Here is a 17,626-nt window from a genome sequence, read left to right as displayed (position 1 = left end):
CGGGTGGGCCGAGCGCACTCGGCCCACCCGACGGTGGGAGCGCCGCCCCCGTCCCCACGGTGCGGCGCGGGCGGGGCCCCGGGCCGGGGTGACACCGGCCCGGGGCCCACGGGAAATAGGGGCCGGGGCCACTGGGGCACAACCCCACCCCCGGACAACCCCCCCCCCCCCCCCCCCCCCCCCCCCCCCCCCCCGGCCGCCGGGGCCCCCCCCCCCCCCCCCGCGGGGGGGCCGCCCCCCCCCCCCCCCCCCCCCCCCCCCCCGGTGGGAGCGCCGCCCCCGTCCCCACGGTGCGGCGCGGGCGGGCCCCGGTCCGGTCATCCCACGGACCGGGGCCCACGTCTCAGTCGGCCAGGCTCCCTTGGGCCACGACCCTCCCACGGGCCACGGCCCGCCCGGCCCCGGCCTCAGAATCCCCGCCCGCACGGTCGGGACCGCCGTACGCCACGGCCCCGGGCCCGGCCTCCGCGGACTCCACGCACCCCGAGGCATCCGCGGCCCCGACAGAAAGCCCACACGTCGCTGACCCCGCTGACCCCGCCGACGCCACGGATTCCGTCGGCGCCACGGATTCCGTCGGCGCCACGGACCCTGCCGACACCGCGGCCCCCGCACCGTCGTCCGCCACGCCGAGGACCGGCAGCAGCACCGCGTCCACGAACCGCGTCAGGTATTCCGCGTCCGCGTTCCTGCCCTCCAGCATGGGGCGGACCCGCAGCACGCCGAAGAGCTGCGCCGCGACGAACTCCCTGGCCGGGTGGTCGGCGGGCAGCTCGCCGCGCTCCACGCCGCGCCGCAGGATCGCGTCGACCGCCTGGACCTCCGGTTCCACCAGCGCCTCGCGCAGCGCCCGCCGCAGGTCCTCGTCCTGCTGCACGGCGTGGCTGAGCGCCTGGACGAGCATCGTGTCCCGCTCGCTCCACGCGGCGGCCGCGCGGGCCGCCGCGCGCAGGTCACCGGCGACCGAACCGGTGTCGATGCCCGCGAAGCGCACACAGCGGTTGGCGCGCAGCGCGGCCGCCACGAACTGGGGCTTCGTCTTCCACTGCCGGTAGAGCGTGGACTTGCTGCACCGGGTGGCGGCGGCGACGCCCTCCATGGTCACGGCCTCGTAGCCGCACTCGCGGAGCTGGTCGAGGACGGCGTCGTAGAACTCCTGCTCGCGTTCGGGAGTGATCTTGGAGCGGCGCGCGCCGGCCGCCCGGCCGTGCGCGCACTCCCGTACCGGTTCCCGCGACGTCATGACTCTTCATCCCCTCGGTGCGGCGGTGCGCCGACCACCTTATCGATACGCCAGTGTACCGGTACGCCAGCGTTTCGGTACACTGGCGTATCGGTACATCACCGTATCGATGTGAGTGGCGGCAGCGCCGCTCACCGCACCACCCAGTCGTCATGTAAAGGGGCGGGGCATGAGAGCCCGCGAATCCCGCACCGTGCCCGCCGGGCCGGAACCCGCGACAGCGTCCGGGCGGCCCGGCAGGGCCGGCGCACCGCCGCACCCGGCCGCCCACGGCGCCTCCGCCCGGCCGCCGCTCGTCCGCGAGCTGCTGCTCGTGGTCGGGCTGTTCCTCGTCTACAAGTTCGGCAGGCAGCTCGCCAACGGCCACACCGCCGAGGCGTTCCGCAACGCGCACCGCGTGTGGGACGCCGAGCGAGCCGTCCGGCTGCCGGGCGAGGGCCTCGTGCAGGACGCGCTGCTGCACGGCGACGGCCTGGTGCACGTGGCGAACACCTACTACGCGACCGTGCACTTCCCGGCGACGCTGCTGTTCCTGGTCTGGCTCTACGCGCGCCGCCCCCGGCACTACGTGTGGGCGCGGCGCGTCCTCGCCGTGCTCACCGCCGCGGCCCTCGCGCTGCACCTCGCCTTCCCGCTCGCCCCGCCGCGTCTGCTGGCGGCGACGCACCTGGTGGACACCGCGCGGGTGTACGGGCCGTCGGTGTACGCCGCGAAGCCGTCGAGCGACTCGATGGCCAACCAGTTCGCGGCCATGCCGTCGCTGCACTTCGGCTGGGCACTGATGCTGGCGATCGGCCTGATCGCCGCGACCCGTTCCCGGCTGCGCTGGCTGTGGCTGCTGCATCCGCTGGTCACGCTCCTGGTGATCGTCGGCACCGCCAACCACTACTGGCTGGACGCGCTCGTGGCCACCGCGCTGCTGGGCGTCGCCCTGGCCGTCCTGCGCCTGCCGCGCCCGGCCCCGTCGCGGGTGGTGCACCGCTCGGTCCCCGGGCACCCGGCCGCGCCGGACGTGGTCGGAACGGGGGCCGGGGCCGGGGCGGGACGCGTGGCAGCAGGGGCCGGAGCGGGGTCCGGACTCGGCGCCGGAGTCCCGGCAGGAGTCGGGGCTGGAGCCGGGGCCGGAGCCGGAACTGAAGCTGGCGCTGGAGCGGAAATCGGACTCGGCGCCGGAGCGAAGAGCGAAGTCGGCGCCGGAGCCGCACGGTGAGCGCCCCGCTGCTGGCCGTCGTGCTCTCCCTGGTCTCGGCCGCCGCGTACGCCGCCGCGGCCGTCGCCCAGGAGCGCCTGGCCACGCGCCTGGCGGACACCGGCCCCCGGCTGCTGCGACTGCTGGGCAGCGGGGCGTGGTGGTCGGCCGTCGGGCTGAACGCCGCCGCCGCGCTGCTGCACGTCGCGGCCCTCAAGTACGGGCCCCTCACCCTGGTGCAGCCACTCGGCGCGCTCACCCTGGTCGCGGCCGTGCCGCTGGGCGCACGGCTCGCCGGGCGGCGCGTCACGCGGCTCGAATGGCGCGGTACGGGGCTCACGCTGATCGGCCTGGGCGCGTTGCTGCTCACCGCGACCGGGCCCGCGCCCGAGGACACGCTGACCCTGCCGGAGGCGGTCACGGTCGCCGCGGTGACGGCCGCCGTGATCGGCCTGCTCTCCCGGCCCGGTACGCGTCCGGGGCTGCGGCACGCCACCGCGTCCGGCTTCGCCTCGGGCGTGGCGTCGGCGCTCACGCAGACCGTGACGGTCGCGGCGACGGACACCACGGGGCCGCTGCTCAGCGGGCGGGTCGTGGTCGTGGCGCTGCTCGTCGCGGCGTTCGCCGTCGGCGGCCTCCTGCTGTCGCAGACCGCCTACCGCGGCGGCCTCGGCGCGCCCCTCGCCGTCGTCACCCTGGCCAACCCGGTGGCTGCGTCCGTCATCGGCGTGGCCCTGCTCGGCGAACGGCTGCGGGGCGGCGCGGGCGGAATCTCCCTCGCGGTGGCGGGCGCCGCCCTCGCCGCGTACGGGGTGGTGCTCCTGACCCGCTCGCCCCGCGCGGCCGGAGGCGGGCCCGGGCCCGCGGCGGCCGCCCCGGCCGTGGCGGAGTACCTGCCCTCGATCCCCGGCCAGCCGGAGCCCGCCGAGGCGCTGTGCGCACGGCGCGGTTAGCGCACTGGCACCCGCGTACGGACACGTACAAACGCATACGGGAGCGCACAAACGCATACGGACACCCACAGATATCCGCAGACGCCCGCAGACGCGTACGGATGCGCAGGAATGCCTACGGAGACACGGAGGCGGCCGCACCACCGGAAGGTGCGGCCGCCTCCTCGCGTGCGCGGGCCCGCTAGCCGAGGCCGCGGGAGTCCTGCTTGAGGGCCGTGTCGACTGTCAGGGCCGTGGCCACGACCAGGCTCAGGAGCGGTTCCGGGAGCTGGAAGTGGATCTGGAGGACGTAGTTGTCCGCCGTCGTGAACATCGTCTTGGCGAGACCTTCCCAGGTCTTGGTGATCCGGGCGACCTCGGTGTCGGTGTGGTCGACGATCGAGAAGTTCCAGGCGCGCCAGTTCTCCGCCTTGATCGCGCCGACCTGCTGGCCGTTGGCCATCATCGCGAAGTTGATCTTCCCGAAGACGTTCTGCTGGACGATCTCGCCGATCGGCTGGCCGTCCGGGCGCGCCACGAGGACCCGCGACTTCATGAACTTGCGCGGGCGGGTCAGCCGGAGCTGCGGCTGGCCGTGGACGTCGCGGATCTCCAGCGTGTGCGTCATGAACTGGTCAAGGCTGGAGACGAACCGGGCGACCTTCTTGAGCGCGCTCTGGTCGACCTGGGTGACCGAGCCGAGCTGGTTGCCCGCCTGGTCCATGACCTTGTACTCGTTGGTCAGCTCGATGAGCTTGGCCTTCTGGTTCACCACGAGGACGGGCTCGGTGAACAGGGTGCCGCCGCCCTGCGCGTGCGGCGTGATGCCCGCCTGCTGCTGGACCTGGCGCTGGACCTTCGCCGGGTCGGCCTGCGGCGGAACCTGCTGGACCGGGGCGCCCTGCGGGGCGGAGGTGCCCTGCGGGGCGGGAGTGCCCTGCGGGGCGGGAGTGCCCTGCTGGGCGGAGGTGCCCTGCTGGTCCGCGGTGGTGTGGTCGGTCCACTGGGAACCGTCCCACCAGCGGAGGAGCTGGGAAGCGCCCTTGGGGTCGGGGTACCAGCCTGCAGGTGTGTTCGATTGCGTTGTCACCCGGGCACAGTACCGCGACCCCCTGTGGGCTCCGCCAGTCCCGCGTTCCGCTCAGTGGAACGCCGTGAGCAGCACCTCCACGCGCAGCTCCCCGTCGGTCTCCCGCGCCGACACCGTGCCCACCCGCCCCGCCGCCCGGACGTCCGGCTCGGCGAGGGCGAAGCGCCCGAGGGCCGCGCGCGGTCCCCGCAGCTCCAGCGTGGCGACCTCGGCGCGCATGGACACCTGGGCGAGGGACTTAGGCCTTGCGGACCCGCGCGATGACCTCGGCGGCCGTGGCGAGGACCGCCGGGTCCGCGTCGCCGGCGCGCGCCCGCAGCGCCGTGGCCGACGGCCAGGCCGCCCGGTGCACGGAGTCCGCCGCGTACCAGGACTGGACCTCCTCGGTCACGAAGGGCAGGACCGGCGCGAACAGCCGGAGGACCGTGTCGAGGGCGGCCGCAGCGTGGCGCGCGCCGACTCCCGCCCGGCCGCGCCGCCGTGGTCGCCGTAGGCGCGGGCCTTGACCAGCTCCACGTAGTCGTCGCAGAAGCGCCGGAAGAACCGCTCGGCGCGCTCCAGGGCGCGGGCGTGGTCGAAGGCCTCGAACGCGGCGGTCGCCTCCTCGACGGCCGTGGCGAGCTCGGCGAGCAGGGCCCGGTCCAGCGGCTCGGTGACCCCGGCCGCCGCGGCCCCGGCACCGGCACCGGCACTTGGAGCGTCGCCGAGGCCGATGACGAACTTCCCGACGTTCAGCAGCTTCGTCGCGAGCCGCCGCCCGATCCGCATCTGGCCGACGTCGAAGGCGGTGTCCGCGCCGGGGCGGCCGCTCGCCGCCCAGTAGCGGACCGCGTCCGCGCCGTGCCGGTCGAGGAGGTCCACGGGCGTGACGGCGTTGCCCTTGGACTTCGACATCTTCTTGCGGTCGGGGTCGAGGATCCACCCGGAGATCGCGGCGTGCCGCCACGGCAGGGTGCCGTGCCCGGTGTGGGCGCGCACGACCGTGGCGAACAGCCAGGTGCGGATGATCTCGTGGGCCTGCGGGCGCAGGTCCATCGGGAAGACCGCGGCGAAGAGCCCGGGATCCGTCAGCCACCGCCCGGCGATCTGCGGGGTCAGGGACGAGGTGGCCCAGGTGTCCATGACGTCGGGGTCGCCGGTGAAGCCGTACGGCTGGTCGCGCTGGTGCTCCGCGTAGCCGGGCGGCGTCTGCGCGCGGGGGTCGACGGGCAGCGCCGCCGCCTCCGGGACGATGGGGCGCGTGTGGTCCGGGGTGCCGTCGCCGTCGAGCGGGTACCACAGCGGGACGGGCACGCCGAAGAAGCGCTGGCGGCTGATCAGCCAGTCGCCGTTGAGGCCCTCGACCCAGGAGTCGTAGCGGGCCCGCATGTGCGGCGGGTGCCAGCGGAGTTCGGCGCCGCGGGCGAGGAGCGCGGCGCGCAGCCGCTCGTCCCGGCCGCCGTTGCGGACGTACCACTGGCGGGTGGTGACGATCTCCAGGGGTGCGTCGCCCTTCTCGAAGTACTTCACGGTGTGCGTGACGGGGCGCGGTTCACCGTGCAGCGCCCCGTCGGCGCGCAGCAGCTCGACGACGCGTTCGCGGGCGGTGTGCGCGGTGGCGCCCGCCAGTGCGGCGTACGCGGACAGGGCCGCGGGCGTGGTGAGGCCGCTCGGCGGCTCGGCGCGGAAGCGGCCGTCCCAGCCGATGACGGGCCGGGTGGCGAGCCGCAGTTCGCGCCACCAGGTGACGTCCGTGGTGTCGCCGAAGGTACACACCATCGCGATGCCCGTGCCCTTCCCGGGGTCCGCCAGGTGGTGGGCGGCGACCGGCACCTCGACGCCGAACAGCGGTGTGCGCACGGTGGTGCCGACGAGGTCGCGGTACCGCTCGTCGTCCGGGTGCGCGACCAGGGCGACGCAGGCGGGCAGCAGTTCCGGCCGGGTGGTGTCGATCAGGACGGTGCGGCCGCCGGGGCCGTGGAAGCGGAGCGTGTGGTACGTGCCCTGCCGCTCCCGGTCCTCCAGTTCGGCCTGGGCGACGGCCGTGCGGAAGGTGACGTCCCACAGGGTGGGCGCCTCCGCGAGGTAGGCGTCGCCGCGCGCCAGGTCGTCGAGGAAGGCCCGCTGGGAGGTGGCGCGGGCCCGGGTGTCGATGGTCCGGTACGTCCGCGACCAGTCCACGGACAGCCCGAGCGTGCGCCACAGGCCCTCGAAGGCCCGCTCGTCCCCGGCGGTGAGGCGCCCGCACAGCTCGATGAAGTTCCGCCGCGATATGGGCAGTTGCCGCTTGCCGGGCCGGACGGGCGGGGTGAAGTCGGGGTCGTAGGGCAGGGAGGGGTCGCAGCGCACGCCGTAGTGGTTCTGGACGCGGCGCTCCGTGGGCAGGCCGTTGTCGTCCCAGCCCATGGGGTAGAAGACGTTCTTGCCGCGCATGCGCCGGTAGCGGGCGACGGCGTCGGTGTGCGTGTACGAGTGCTCCCGCACGGCAACCCGTGTCGCACCCGCCCGCACGGAACCCGTGTTGCACCCGCGTGAACAGTGCCGCCGCCCAGGAATGCCCGGCGCTCCGGCCTCCTTGTCACCGTCGGAAGTCGATCGACGGGAGCGAGGAACACATGGCCAAGGCGTACGTCTTCGTCCGGCACGGCGGGCCCGAGGTGGAGGCCCTCGTCGACCGGGAGCCGCCGCGGCCCGGCCCGGGCGAGCTGCTCGTCGCCGTCCGGGCGGCGGGCGTCAACCCCGTCGACCACAAGCTGCGCGGCGGCTACCGCAGGCCCGGCCAGGCGCCCGCCGTGCTGCCGGAGGTGTTCGGCAGCGAGGCGGCGGGCGTGGTCCTGGAGGTGGGCCCCGGGGTCACCGGATTCGCCGTCGGGGACGCGGTGTTCGGGTCCACGCTCACCGGCGGGTACGCCACGCACACGCTGCTGCCGGCGGGGGTCGCCGCGCACAAGCCGGAGGGCCTGTCGTTCGCGGAGGCCGCCGTGCTGCCGGTGGCCGCGGCGACCGCGTACGACGGCATCCGCCAGCTCGCGCTGCCCGCCGGGGCCACGCTCCTGGTCACGGGCGTCGGCGGCGGGGTCGGCGGCAACGCGGCGCGGCTCGCGCGCCACGAGGGGCTGCGCGTCCTCGGCACGGCGAGCGAGGGCAAGCGGGAGTACGTCGAGTCGCTCGGCGTGACGCACGTGGCGTCCGGGCCGCGCCTCGCGGAGCGCGTCCGCGCGCTGGCGCCCGAGGGCGTGGACGGTGTCCTCGACCTGGTCGGCGGTGACCACCTGCGCGCCGTCGCGGAGCTGGTGGCGGACCGTACGAGGCTGGTCACCGCGGGCGGCAAGCAGATCGTCGCCGAGCTGGGCGGCGCACCCGTGGCCCGGGCCCGCACCGCCGAGGTCCTGGACGCGGTGGCCGCGCTCGCCGTGGCGGACGTACTGCGGCCGCACATCACGGCGGTGTACCCGCTGGAGCGGGCGGGTGAGGCGTTGCGGGCCGTCGAGTCCGGGCACGCGCGGGGCAAGGTCGTCATCGAGGTCGCGCCGTGACGGCCGAGGGGGCCGCGCACCCGCTGGACAACCCCGGGTTCGCGTCGCTGACCGGCCCGCACGCCGCGCTCGCCGAGCGGTACGGGCGCGTGGTGCGCTACCCCGTGGACGTCTCGCCCTGGCTGGGCCTGCCCGACCGGCCGGACGCGGCGGACTGGGCGGACCTGGCCGCCTTCGCCCGGGCCGACGGGGTGGTGCCGCTGCCGGGCGTCGGGGCGGCCGTGCCGGAGGGCTGGGAGCTCACCGCCGACCTGCCGGGCGTGCAGCTCGTCGACGGCGGGGTCGCCGCCGTGCCGGACCCCGAGGCGGTACGGCTCGGGCCCGACGACGTACCGGAGATGCTGGACCTGGTCGCGCGCACGCGGCCGGGCCCGTTCCTGGCCCGGACCGTCGAGCTCGGCACGTATCTGGGCCTGCGCCACCGGGGGGTGCTCGTCGCGATGGCCGGGGAGCGGCTGCGGCCGCCGGGCTTCACCGAGATCAGCGCGGTGTGCACGGATCCTGCGTACCGGGGGCGCGGGCTCGCGGCGCGGCTCGTACGGGCCGTCGCGTACGGCGTCCGCGAGCGGGGCGAGACGCCGTTCCTCCACACCGCGGCGCGCAACACCGGAGCGGTCCGGCTGTACGAGTCCCTCGGCTTCCGGGTGCGGCGCGCGATCCCGTTCCGGGCGGGGCGGCCACCGGTGGGCGGGGTCGTGGGCAGGGCCCTAGGCGGGGTCGTGGCCGGTGCGGCGGGCGGGGCGGCGGAAAAGGGGAGGACGGGCGTCCGGGTCGGTTGATAACTTCCGGATCATGGAACCTCTCGGCGAGAAAGACATCCGCGCGTCCTTCGTGAACTGCTCCAAAGGTGAGGCACGGCGGCTCACACTGCCCCCGGGGTTCGCCGAGACCCCCTGGGACGACCTGGACTTCCTCGGCTGGCGCGACCCGAAGGCGCCGGAACGGGGGTACGTCGTGGCGGTACGGGACGGCGCGCCCGTCGGGGTCGCGCTCCGCGCCTCGAGCGGGGGGCAGCGCAGCCTGCTCAAGTCCAGCATCTGCTCGGTGTGCGTGACGCCCCAGTCGGGGTCGGGGATCACGCTGTTCGTCGCCCCTCGCGCGGGGGAGGCGGGGCGGCAGGGGAACTCGGTCGGCGCGTACATGTGCGCGGACCTGGCCTGTTCGCTGTACGTGCGGGGGAAGAAGACGTCTGTGCTGGTGCGGAGGTTCGAGGAGAGCCTGAGTCTCGCGGAGCGGAACGAGCGGACGCTGCGGAACCTGTACGGCTTCCTGGACCAGATCCAGGCCTGACCTGACCTGACCTGAGCTGACCGGACGGCAGCGCCCCTGCCTCGCCTTCCCCTCCCGCCCACCCGCACCACCCCAGTCCCAGGCGCGGCCCCGACCCACCGACACGCGGCCTGACACCTGGGCCGCAGGGTGGTTACTTCAGATAGGCCAGGGTGGGGTGGGCCTCCTGGTAGGACGTGGTGAGGCGGTGGGCCACGGTGACCGAGTCGACCAGGGGGTGCAGGGCGAAGGCCCTGACCGCGGCCGCGCGGGAGCGGGTCTCCACCGCGGCCAGCACCTCGCGCTCCACTGCCTTGACCGCACACACCAACCCCAGCTCGTGCCCGGTCAGCGGGCTCACGGACACCGGGTGCGCCCCGTCGGAGTCCACGAGGCAGGGGACCTCCACCACCGCGTCCGCGTCCAGCGCGGCCAGCGTCGTACGGTTGCGGACGTTGAGGATCAGGGTGGAGCGCTCGTCGTGGGAGATGGCCCGCATCAGGGCCAGGGCCACCTGCTCGTAGCCGCCGGACTCCAGGTCCTCCGGGGCCCGCTCCCCCGCCCCGGCGGCCGCCCGGCTCGCCGCCATGTACGTGGCCTCGCGCTCGGCACGGGTGGCGTCCCAGGCCTTGAAGGCGGGCACGCCGGGGTCGCGCACGGCGTCGTAGAACTGGGCCTGCTGGTCGCGCAGGAACGCGCCCCGCGTCCGCTCGGCCCGCTGGTAGGCGGCGACCGCCTCGCGGTTGAAGTAGTAGTAGTGCAGGTACTCGTTGGGGACGGCGCCCAGCGACTGGAGCCAGTCGGGGCCGAAGAGCTTGCCCTCCTCGAAGGAGCCGAGGAGTTCCCGGTCGGCGAGCAGGCGCGGCAGTTCGTCGCGGCCGTCGACGCGCAGGGAGCGCAGCCACCCCAGGTGGTTCAGGCCGACGTAGTCGATCCAGGCGCGGGCGGGGTCCACGCCGAGCAGCCGGGCGACGCGGCGGCCGAGGCCCACCGGGGAGTCGCAGATGCCGATGACGCGGTCGCCGAGGTGGCGGGACATGGCCTCGGTGACGAGCCCGGCCGGGTTGGTGAAGTTGATGACCCACGCGTCGGGCGCGAGCCGCGCCACCCGGCGCGCGATGTCCACGGCGACGGGCACGGTCCGCAGGCCGTAGGCGATGCCGCCCGCGCCCACGGTCTCCTGCCCGAGCACGCCTTCGGCGAGCGCGACCCGCTCGTCGGCGGCGCGGCCCTCCAGGCCGCCGACGCGGATGGCGGAGAACACGAAGTCGGTGCCGCGCAGCGCCTCGTCGAGGTCGGTGGTGACCCGTACGGCCGGCGCGTCCGGCACCCCGGCGGCCTGCTCGGCGAGGACCCTCGCGATCGCGTCGAGGCGCGCGGCGTCCACGTCGTACAGGACGACGTCGGTGACGCGGCCCTCCTCGTGGTCGTCGAGCAGCGCCCGGTACACGAGCGGCACGCGGAATCCGCCGCCGCCGAGAATCGTCAGCCTCACCACTGCACCACCTTGCACTCGCCCCACGGGTCCGTACGGAACGTACCCCGGAACGCCTACCGCCCGGGCCGGGGGGTGCCTCGGCCGCCCCTCCCCCGCCGGTCCGCGCGGGCCCCGCGGGCGCGGCGCGCCGCCGTGGGCACCGTCACCAGCGTGAGGGCCGCGATCAGGCCGCACACCCCGGACCAGCCGAACGCCGTGTACGCCAGGGCCCCCAGGGAGGACCCGGCGGCGCCGCCGACGAAGGCACAGGTCATGTAGGCCGTGTTGAGGCGGCTGCGGGCCTCGTCGCTGAGGGCGAAGATCCGCACCTGGTTGGCGATCATGCCGGTCTGCATGGCCACGTCCAGGAGCAGCGACCCCGCCGCGAGCGCCACCAGGCCCGTCACGCCGCCGAGGCCGGCGAGCGCGAGGACGGCCGCCGCCACGAGCACGGCGACCGTGCAGACGGCGTTGACGACGTCCGGGCCGCGCCGGTCGATCTGGCGGCCCGCCGTCGGCGTGGCCAGCATCGTGCCCGCGTTGACCAGGGCGAGCACACCGACCGCCGAGGCACCCGCGGCGTACGTGTCGCTGGTCAGCAGCAGCGCGGCGCCCGTCCACAGCGCCTGGAAGCCGCCGAAGACCGCCGCCTGGTAGAAGCAGGACAGGCGCAGCAGCGGTTCCGCGCGCAGCAGCCGTACGGACTCGGCGAGCAGCACGGGGTAGCGCCCGCGCGAGGGCGGCTCGGTGCGCGGCAGGGTGCGGGCCAGCACCAGCGCGATGACCAGGGCGACGGCGGCCGTGACGAGGTACGGGGCCCGCCAGCCGAGCCATTCGCCGAGCGCGCCGCCGAACGCGCGGGACAGCAGCATGCCGCCGATCGACCCGCTCAGGAGGGTGCCGGTGACGGCGCCGCGCCGCTCGGGCGGGACGAGGCCCGCCGCCATGGGCGCCACGATGGGGGCGATGACGGTGGTGACGCCGATGAGGACGCTCGCGCCGAGCAGCGCGGGCAGGCCGGGCGCGGCGCTCGCCCCGAGCAGGCCGAGGCCGGTGAGCGCGAACAGGGTGGTGATGAGCGTCCGGTGCGGGACCCGGTCACCGAGCGGCACCAGGAGGAAGATGCCCACGGCGTAGCCGAACTGGGCGGCGGTCACCACGAACGCCGCCGTGTCGGCGGACACGCCGAGCCCGGAGGCGACGAGCGGGCTGACGGCCTGCGGGAAGTAGAGGTTGCCGACGGCGACCCCGCACGCCACGGCGAGCAGCAGGACCATGCGCCGGCTGAGGGCGGGCGCCGCCGCGGCCGACGGCGAGGCGGCGGTGCCGGAGGCAGCAGTGCCGGAGTCGGAGGAGGCGGAGGCAGCAGTGCCGGAGGCGGCGGTGCCGGAGGCGGAGGCGGAGTCGGTGCTGGTTTCGGTCACGGTGGCTCACCCTCACCCGCGGCGGCCTCCCCGCACAAGGGATGTGATCAACTCCCCCCTGCCGCCCCCGGAGGGACCCCGCCCCGCACGGGCATTCGAGCCGTGCGGCGGCTTTCCGCTCTCCGTATCACGCGATGGTGTGACCAGGTGCCCGCCACCGCTTCGGACCGCACCCAGGGGGTAGTGGCTGGCTGCCCATACGCCCCCGTGTGAGGAGAACCGCGGATGCCCCAGCCGACGCGCCCCTTCGACCTGCCGGACTTCTACATGGTGCATCCGGCGCGCCTCAACCCCCATGTGGAGCAGGCCCGTACGCACGCGCGGAAGTGGGCCCGCGGGATGGGCATGCTGGAGGGGTCGGGCGTGTGGGAGCAGGCGGACCTGGACGCGCACGACTACGCGTTGCTGTGCGCGTACACCCACCCGGACTGCGACGGCCCCACCCTGTCGCTGGTCACGGACTGGTACGTGTGGGTCTTCTTCTTCGACGACCACTTCCTGGAGCTGTTCAAGCGCACCCAGGACCGCGAGGGCGGCAAGGCCTACCTCGACCGGCTGCCCGCGTTCATGCCGCCGGACCCGGCGGCGCCCGTGCCCGCGCCCGCGAACCCGGTGGAGGCGGGCCTCGCCGACCTGTGGCGGCGCACGGTGCCCCGGATGTCCGCCGCCTGGCGCGCCCGCTTCGCGGAGAGCACCCGCAACCTCCTGAACGAGTCGCTGTGGGAGCTGTCCAACATCCACGCCGGGCGCGTGGCGAACCCGGTCGAGTACATCGAGATGCGCCGCAAGGTGGGCGGCGCGCCGTGGTCGGCGGGGCTCGTGGAGCTCGCGGCGGGGGCCGAGGTGCCGGCCGCCGTCGCGGACACGCGCCCGCTGCGGGTCCTGAGGGACACGTTCGCCGACGCCGTGCACCTGCGCAACGACCTGTTCTCGTACCAGCGCGAGGTCGAGGACGAGGGTGAGCTGAGCAACGGCGTCCTCGTCCTGGAGACGTTCCTCGGCTGTTCGACGCAGGAGGCGGCGGACACCGTCAACGAGCTGCTGACCTCGCGCATGCAGCAGTTCGAGGACACGTTCGCCACGGAGCTCGCGCCGCTGTTCGCCGAGAAGGCGCTGGCGCCCTCCCGGTGCGCGGACGTCCTCGCGTACGCCAAGGGCCTGCAGGACTGGCAGTCGGGCGGCCACGAGTGGCACCTGCGCTCCAGCCGGTACATGAACGAGGGCGCCGTCGGGGCGTCGCTGCCGGGGCCCACCGGGGTCGGCACCTCCGCGGCGGGCGTGCGGGCGCTGATCTCCGCGACCGGCGCGCGGGCGCGCCGCCGGGCGCACGTGCCGTTCCAGCGCGTGGGGCCGTCCCGGATCCCCGACTTCGACCTGCCGTTCACCGCGACGCTCAGCCCGCACCTGGACCGCTCCCGGCGCGAGGTCCTGGACTGGGCCCGCCGCACGGGCATGCTGGAGCCGCAGCCGGGCGTACCCGCCTCGCACGTGTGGGACGCGCACAAGCTGGAGCGGTACGACCTGGCGCTGTGCGCCGCGGGCCTGCACCCGGACGCGACGCCCGAGGAGCTCGACCTGGGCGCGTGCTGGCTGACGTGGGGCACGTACGGCGACGACTACTACCCCGTGGTGTTCGGCAGGCCCCGCGACCTGCTCGGCGCGAAGGTGTGCACGGACCGTCTGGGGCTGTTCATGCCGCTCGGCGGGGGCCCGCCGCCGCCCCCGGTCAACGCCCTGGAGCGGGGCCTGGGGGACCTGTGGGCGCGCACCACGGCCACCATGGACGAGGAGGACAGGGCCGCGCTGCGCCGGTCCGTGGCGGCGATGCTGGACAGTTGGCTGTGGGAGCTGTCCAACCAGGCGCAGCACCGCGTCCCCGAGCCGGTCGACTACCTGGAGATGCGCCGCCTCACCTTCGGCTCGGACCTGACGATGAGCCTCAGCCGCCTCACCCACGGCAGGCGGCTGCCCCCCGAGGTGCGGGACAGCGGGACGCTGCGCGCCCTGGAGAACGCCGCGTCGGACTACGCCTGCCTGATGAACGACGTGTTCTCGTACCAGAAGGAGATCGAGTACGAGGGCGAGGTGCACAACGCCCTGCTCGTCGTGCAGGACTTCTTCGGCTGCGACTACCCCACGGCGCTGCACGTCGTGGACGACCTGATGCGGTCGCGCCTGCGCCAGTTCCAGCACGTGGCGGAGCACGAACTGCCGGTGCTCTGCGCCGACTTCGGCCTCGACGCGCAGGCGCGCGAGGCTCTCGACGCGCATGTGCGCGAGCTGCGGAACTGGCTGGCGGGCATCCACGTCTGGCACCGCGACTGCCGCCGCTACCGCGCGGAGTACCTCTCCCACGGGCCGGCGGGGGTGCCCTCGGGCCCGGGCACGGAGGTGGTGCGCCCCGCCTGGCTGCGCGAGCTCGCCGCCACGCCCGGCGCGCCCCCGGCCTGAGCGCGGGAGGCGCCGCGGGTGTCACAGGTGCCGCGGGTGCCGTAGGTGTCACAGGCGCCACGGGGGCCGGGTCAGTGGTGTCCGTCGCCGCCGCTGCGCACCTGGCGGTACTCCTCGACCGTGGGCTTCGGCACGTAGGTGCCGGGGCCGTACATGGCGCGGGAGAGCCGGGCCCGCAGCCGGTCGGAGCGCCGGACCCTGCGGGCCACGCCGTGCGCGTCGACGAGCGGTCCGATCTCGTACGTCCGCGGCTGCTCGTGCGCGGTGAGGGTGTACCGCTCGGCCTGGGTGAGCGGCTCGTGGACCTCCACGTACTCGCCGTGCGGAAGGCGCTTGATGATGCCGCTCTCCCGGCCGTGCAGCACCTTGTCGCGGTCGCGCCGCTGGAGTCCGAGGCAGACGCGGTACGTGACGACGTAGGCGAGCACCGGCGCGACGAAGAAGGCGACGCGCACGAACCAGGTGATGGCGTTGATGGAGAGGTGGAAGTGCGTGGCCCAGATGTCGTTGCCGCCGCCCACCATGAGCACGCCGAACAGCGTCAGCCAGGCCACGCCGAACGAGGTGCGCGCGGGCGCGTTCCGCGGCCGGTCCGCGATGTGGTGCTCACGCCGGTCCTTGGTGACCCAGGCCTCCACGAACGGGTACACCGCGATGGCGACCATGATGAGCGGGAAGAGCATGAAGGGGATGAAGACGCCGAGCGCCAGCGTGTGGCCCCAGAGGTTGATCTCCCAGCCGGGCATCACCCGGATCAGGCCCTCGGAGAAGCCGAGGTACCAGTCGGGCTGGGCCCCGGTGCTGACGAGGTCGGGCCGGTACGGGCCGAGGACCCACACGGGGTTGACGGTGGCGACCGCGCCCATGAACGCGAGGACACCGAAGACGAGGAAGAAGAACCCGCCCGCCTTGGCGACGTAGACGGGGAAGAAGGGCGCGCCGACGACGTTCCGCTCGCTCCGGCCCGGGCCCGCGAACTGGGTGTGCTTGTGGTAGAAGACCAGGATCAGATGGGCCACGATCAGGCCCAGCATGATCCCGGGCAGCAGCAGGACATGCACCGCGAACAGCCGCGGGATGATGTCGTGGCCCGGGAACTCCCCGCCGAAGAGGAAGAAGGACAGGTACGTCCCCACCACGGGCAGGGAGAGGATGGCACCCTGCGCGAAGCGCACGCCGGTGCCGGACAGCAGGTCGTCGGGGAGCGAGTAGCCGGTCAGGCCGGTGATCATGCCGAGCAGCAGCAGGGTCCAGCCGAACAGCCAGTTGATCTCGCGCGGCTTGCGGAAGGCGCCGGTGAAGAACACCCGCATCATGTGCACGAGCATGCCCGCGACGAACACCAGCGCCGCCCAGTGGTGGATCTGCCGGATGAGCAGCCCGCCGCGCACCTCCATGCTGATGTCGACGGTCGACTCGTACGCCCGGGTCACCAGGACGCCCTTGAGGGGCTCGTACGTGCCGTTGTACTCGACCTCCATGCCGCTCGGCTCGAAGAACAGGGTCAGCCAGACGCCGGTGAGGACGAGGATCAGGAAGCTGTAGAGGCAGATCTCCCCGAACATGAACGACCAGTGGTCCGGGAAGACCTTGCGCAACTGCGTCCTGGCCAGGGTGTGCACGCCCAGGCGGCCGTCCGCCCAGTCGGCGACGCGCTCGCCCTTGGCGGGCGGCGTGGCGCGTCCGCCGGATCCGTGGTCCCGGGTGCGTTCGCTCATGAGGCTCCCCCCTCGGGCGGCTCTCCAGCGTAGGGGCGGGCCGGGCGGGGGCCAACAGTCGCGACGCGCCGCCCCGCCTACCGGAGAAAGCCCGTCCGCCTGGGCGCGGGGGTGGCCGCCGGGGCCCGGATCACCGGGGTCACGCGCTCCGGCTCCGGGACATCAGGAACCTCGCGCTCCGGTTCCACGGCACCAGAAGCCTGACGCGCCCGCTAGCGGCCCGGGGCCGTGGCGGGCGCGGGCAGTATCTGCCGCAGCTTCGGGGACGGGTGCCACTCGCGCTTCCACTCGCGCGGATAGCCGACGGACACCTCCTCGTGCCGGATGCCGTCGTGCCAGGTGGTGCGGGGGATGTGCAGATGACCGTAGACCACGGCCGCGGCGCGGTAGCGCACCGGCCAGTCGGCGGTGGCCTCGGTGCCGCACCACAGCGCGAACTCGGGGTAGCGCAGGATGCGGGTGGGTTCGCGCACGACCGGCCAGTGGTTGATCAGGATCGTCGGCAGGGCGGGGTCGAGCGCGTCCAGCCGCTCCCGGGTCAGCTCCACGCGCGCCCGGCACCAGTCCTCGCGCGTCGGGTACGGATCCGGGTGCAGCAGCACCTCGTCCGTGCAGACGATCCCGGTCTCGTACGCGTACTCCAGCGCGTCGCTCTTCGCGTACGTCCCGGTGGGCCGGAAGGTGTAGTCGTACAGGAGGAACAGCGGGGCGACGACCGCCGGGCCGCCCTCGCCGCGCCACACCGGGAAGGGGTCCTCCGGCGTGAGCACGCCCAACTCGCGGCACATCTCCACGAGATGGCGGTAGCGGGCGTCACCGCGGAGCTGGTTCGGGTCGTCGCCCGGCGTCCACAGCTCGTGGTTGCCCGGGGACCAGATCACGGTGTCGAACCGCTCGGCCAGCGTCCGCAGCGACCACTCGATGTCGGCCGCCATCTCCGCGGTGTCACCCGCGACAATGAGCCAGTCGCCCTCGTGTTCCGGCCAGAGCTCGTCGACGAACTTCCTGTTCTCGGAGTACGCCACGTGCAGGTCACTGATGGCGAACAGCCTCGGTGCCCGGCGCGATGCAGCAGATGTCGTCACCACGCGAGGCTAACCGAAGGGGCTGGATCTGCCGTAGCCGAGCCGAGATAGTGGGCGGCGGACTTCCGGCGGGCGCGGGCAGGGCGGCGGGGTGGTGTTCCGGCCGTCCGGCGTGTGCGGGCCGGGCCCCGGGGCCGGTACGGCGGAGGGGCGCGACCCGCGGGGCGTGTGCCGGGGGGACGGGGCGGAGCCCGGCCGGGCCCCGCGGACCACGGGACCACGGAGGGGGCTGG

The 17,626-nt window shown here is 74.5% G+C and carries 12 protein-coding genes and 2 pseudogenes; 6 read left to right on the top strand and 8 right to left on the bottom strand.

Features of this window, described 5'->3' with window-relative positions; translation table 11 throughout:
- Positions 1-625: 625 nt before the first annotated feature.
- Positions 626-1,243 (bottom strand): annotated as a pseudogene (locus QK440_RS16645) (TetR/AcrR family transcriptional regulator); the annotation flags it as partial.
- 169 nt (positions 1,244-1,412) lie between these two features.
- On the opposite strand from QK440_RS16645, the gene QK440_RS16640 reads away from it, so the two are divergent.
- Both QK440_RS16640 and QK440_RS16635 read left to right on the top strand, forming a co-directional pair.
- A complete protein-coding gene (locus QK440_RS16640; RefSeq protein WP_282793878.1) occupies positions 1,413-2,453 on the top strand; it encodes a phosphatase PAP2 family protein in 1,041 nt (346 codons plus the stop codon).
- Positions 2,450-3,385, top strand: a complete 936-nt coding sequence (locus QK440_RS16635) for a DMT family transporter (protein ID WP_282793877.1) — start codon at positions 2,450-2,452, stop codon at positions 3,383-3,385. Before QK440_RS16640 ends, QK440_RS16635 begins: the two co-directional genes overlap by 4 nt.
- A gap of 181 nt (positions 3,386-3,566) precedes the next feature.
- On the opposite strand, the gene QK440_RS16630 is transcribed toward QK440_RS16635, so the two are convergent.
- The 3 genes and pseudogenes from QK440_RS16630 to valS form a co-directional block, all read right to left on the bottom strand.
- Positions 3,567-4,454: a phospholipid scramblase-related protein gene (locus tag QK440_RS16630; protein ID WP_282793876.1), complete on the bottom strand. Its 888-nt coding sequence runs from the start codon at positions 4,452-4,454 to the stop codon at positions 3,567-3,569.
- Positions 4,455-4,505: 51 nt separating this feature from the next.
- Complete coding sequence (locus QK440_RS16625) at positions 4,506-4,673, bottom strand: hypothetical protein (protein ID WP_282793875.1); 168 nt, start codon at positions 4,671-4,673, stop codon at positions 4,506-4,508.
- 19 nt (positions 4,674-4,692) lie between these two features.
- Positions 4,693-6,917: pseudogene (gene valS / locus QK440_RS16620) on the bottom strand (valine--tRNA ligase).
- Positions 6,918-7,048: 131 nt separating this feature from the next.
- On the opposite strand from valS, the gene QK440_RS16615 reads away from it, so the two are divergent.
- From QK440_RS16615 to QK440_RS16605, 3 genes are read left to right on the top strand one after another with little or no spacing between them, the layout of a single operon-like run.
- Positions 7,049-7,969, top strand: coding sequence for an NADP-dependent oxidoreductase (locus tag QK440_RS16615; RefSeq protein WP_282793874.1), 921 nt, complete (start codon positions 7,049-7,051; stop codon positions 7,967-7,969).
- On the top strand, positions 7,966-8,748 hold the full coding sequence (locus QK440_RS16610; RefSeq protein ID WP_282793873.1) for a GNAT family N-acetyltransferase: 783 nt from the start codon (positions 7,966-7,968) through the stop codon (positions 8,746-8,748). Before QK440_RS16615 ends, QK440_RS16610 begins: the two co-directional genes overlap by 4 nt.
- 13 nt (positions 8,749-8,761) lie before the next feature.
- Complete coding sequence (locus QK440_RS16605) at positions 8,762-9,259, top strand: FBP domain-containing protein (protein ID WP_282793872.1); 498 nt, start codon at positions 8,762-8,764, stop codon at positions 9,257-9,259.
- A 133-nt stretch (positions 9,260-9,392) separates the two neighbouring features.
- Here the strand turns inward: QK440_RS16605 and QK440_RS16600 are convergent, their stop codons facing one another.
- Together QK440_RS16600 and QK440_RS16595 are read right to left on the bottom strand one after the other, a co-directional pair.
- Positions 9,393-10,733, bottom strand: a complete 1,341-nt coding sequence (locus tag QK440_RS16600; RefSeq protein ID WP_282793871.1) for a 6-phospho-beta-glucosidase — start codon at positions 10,731-10,733, stop codon at positions 9,393-9,395.
- Positions 10,734-10,789: 56 nt separating this feature from the next.
- Complete coding sequence (locus QK440_RS16595; protein WP_349239298.1) at positions 10,790-12,139, bottom strand: MFS transporter; 1,350 nt, start codon at positions 12,137-12,139, stop codon at positions 10,790-10,792.
- Positions 12,140-12,364: 225 nt separating this feature from the next.
- On the opposite strand from QK440_RS16595, the gene QK440_RS16590 reads away from it, so the two are divergent.
- A complete protein-coding gene (locus QK440_RS16590) occupies positions 12,365-14,590 on the top strand; it encodes a germacradienol/geosmin synthase (RefSeq protein WP_282793870.1) in 2,226 nt (741 codons plus the stop codon).
- A gap of 71 nt (positions 14,591-14,661) precedes the next feature.
- Here the strand turns inward: QK440_RS16590 and QK440_RS16585 are convergent, their stop codons facing one another.
- A complete protein-coding gene (locus tag QK440_RS16585) occupies positions 14,662-16,308 on the bottom strand; it encodes a cytochrome bc complex cytochrome b subunit (protein WP_282793869.1) in 1,647 nt (548 codons plus the stop codon).
- Between the two features lie 212 nt (positions 16,309-16,520).
- Complete coding sequence (locus QK440_RS16580; protein ID WP_282793868.1) at positions 16,521-17,393, bottom strand: metallophosphoesterase; 873 nt, start codon at positions 17,391-17,393, stop codon at positions 16,521-16,523.
- Between the last annotated feature and the right edge of the window lie 233 nt (positions 17,394-17,626).

This window comes from Streptomyces sp. CC224B, from assembly GCF_030010595.1.
Lineage (GTDB): Bacteria > Actinomycetota > Actinomycetes > Streptomycetales > Streptomycetaceae > Streptomyces > Streptomyces longispororuber.
Note: the sequence above shows the minus strand (reverse complement) of the source record. Positions and strands in the feature narration are given on the sequence as shown.

Coding starts and splice junctions, on each gene's coding strand:
- QK440_RS16640 (WP_282793878.1), top strand. CDS start 1,413: ATGAGAGCCCGCGAATCCCGCACCGTGCCCGCCGGGCCGGAACCCGCG.
- QK440_RS16625 (WP_282793875.1), bottom strand. CDS start 4,673: ATGCGCGCCGAGGTCGCCACGCTGGAGCTGCGGGGACCGCGCGCGGCC.
- QK440_RS16615 (WP_282793874.1), top strand. CDS start 7,049: ATGGCCAAGGCGTACGTCTTCGTCCGGCACGGCGGGCCCGAGGTGGAG.
- QK440_RS16605 (WP_282793872.1), top strand. CDS start 8,762: ATGGAACCTCTCGGCGAGAAAGACATCCGCGCGTCCTTCGTGAACTGC.
- QK440_RS16590 (WP_282793870.1), top strand. CDS start 12,365: ATGCCCCAGCCGACGCGCCCCTTCGACCTGCCGGACTTCTACATGGTG.
- QK440_RS16585 (WP_282793869.1), bottom strand. CDS start 16,308: ATGAGCGAACGCACCCGGGACCACGGATCCGGCGGACGCGCCACGCCG.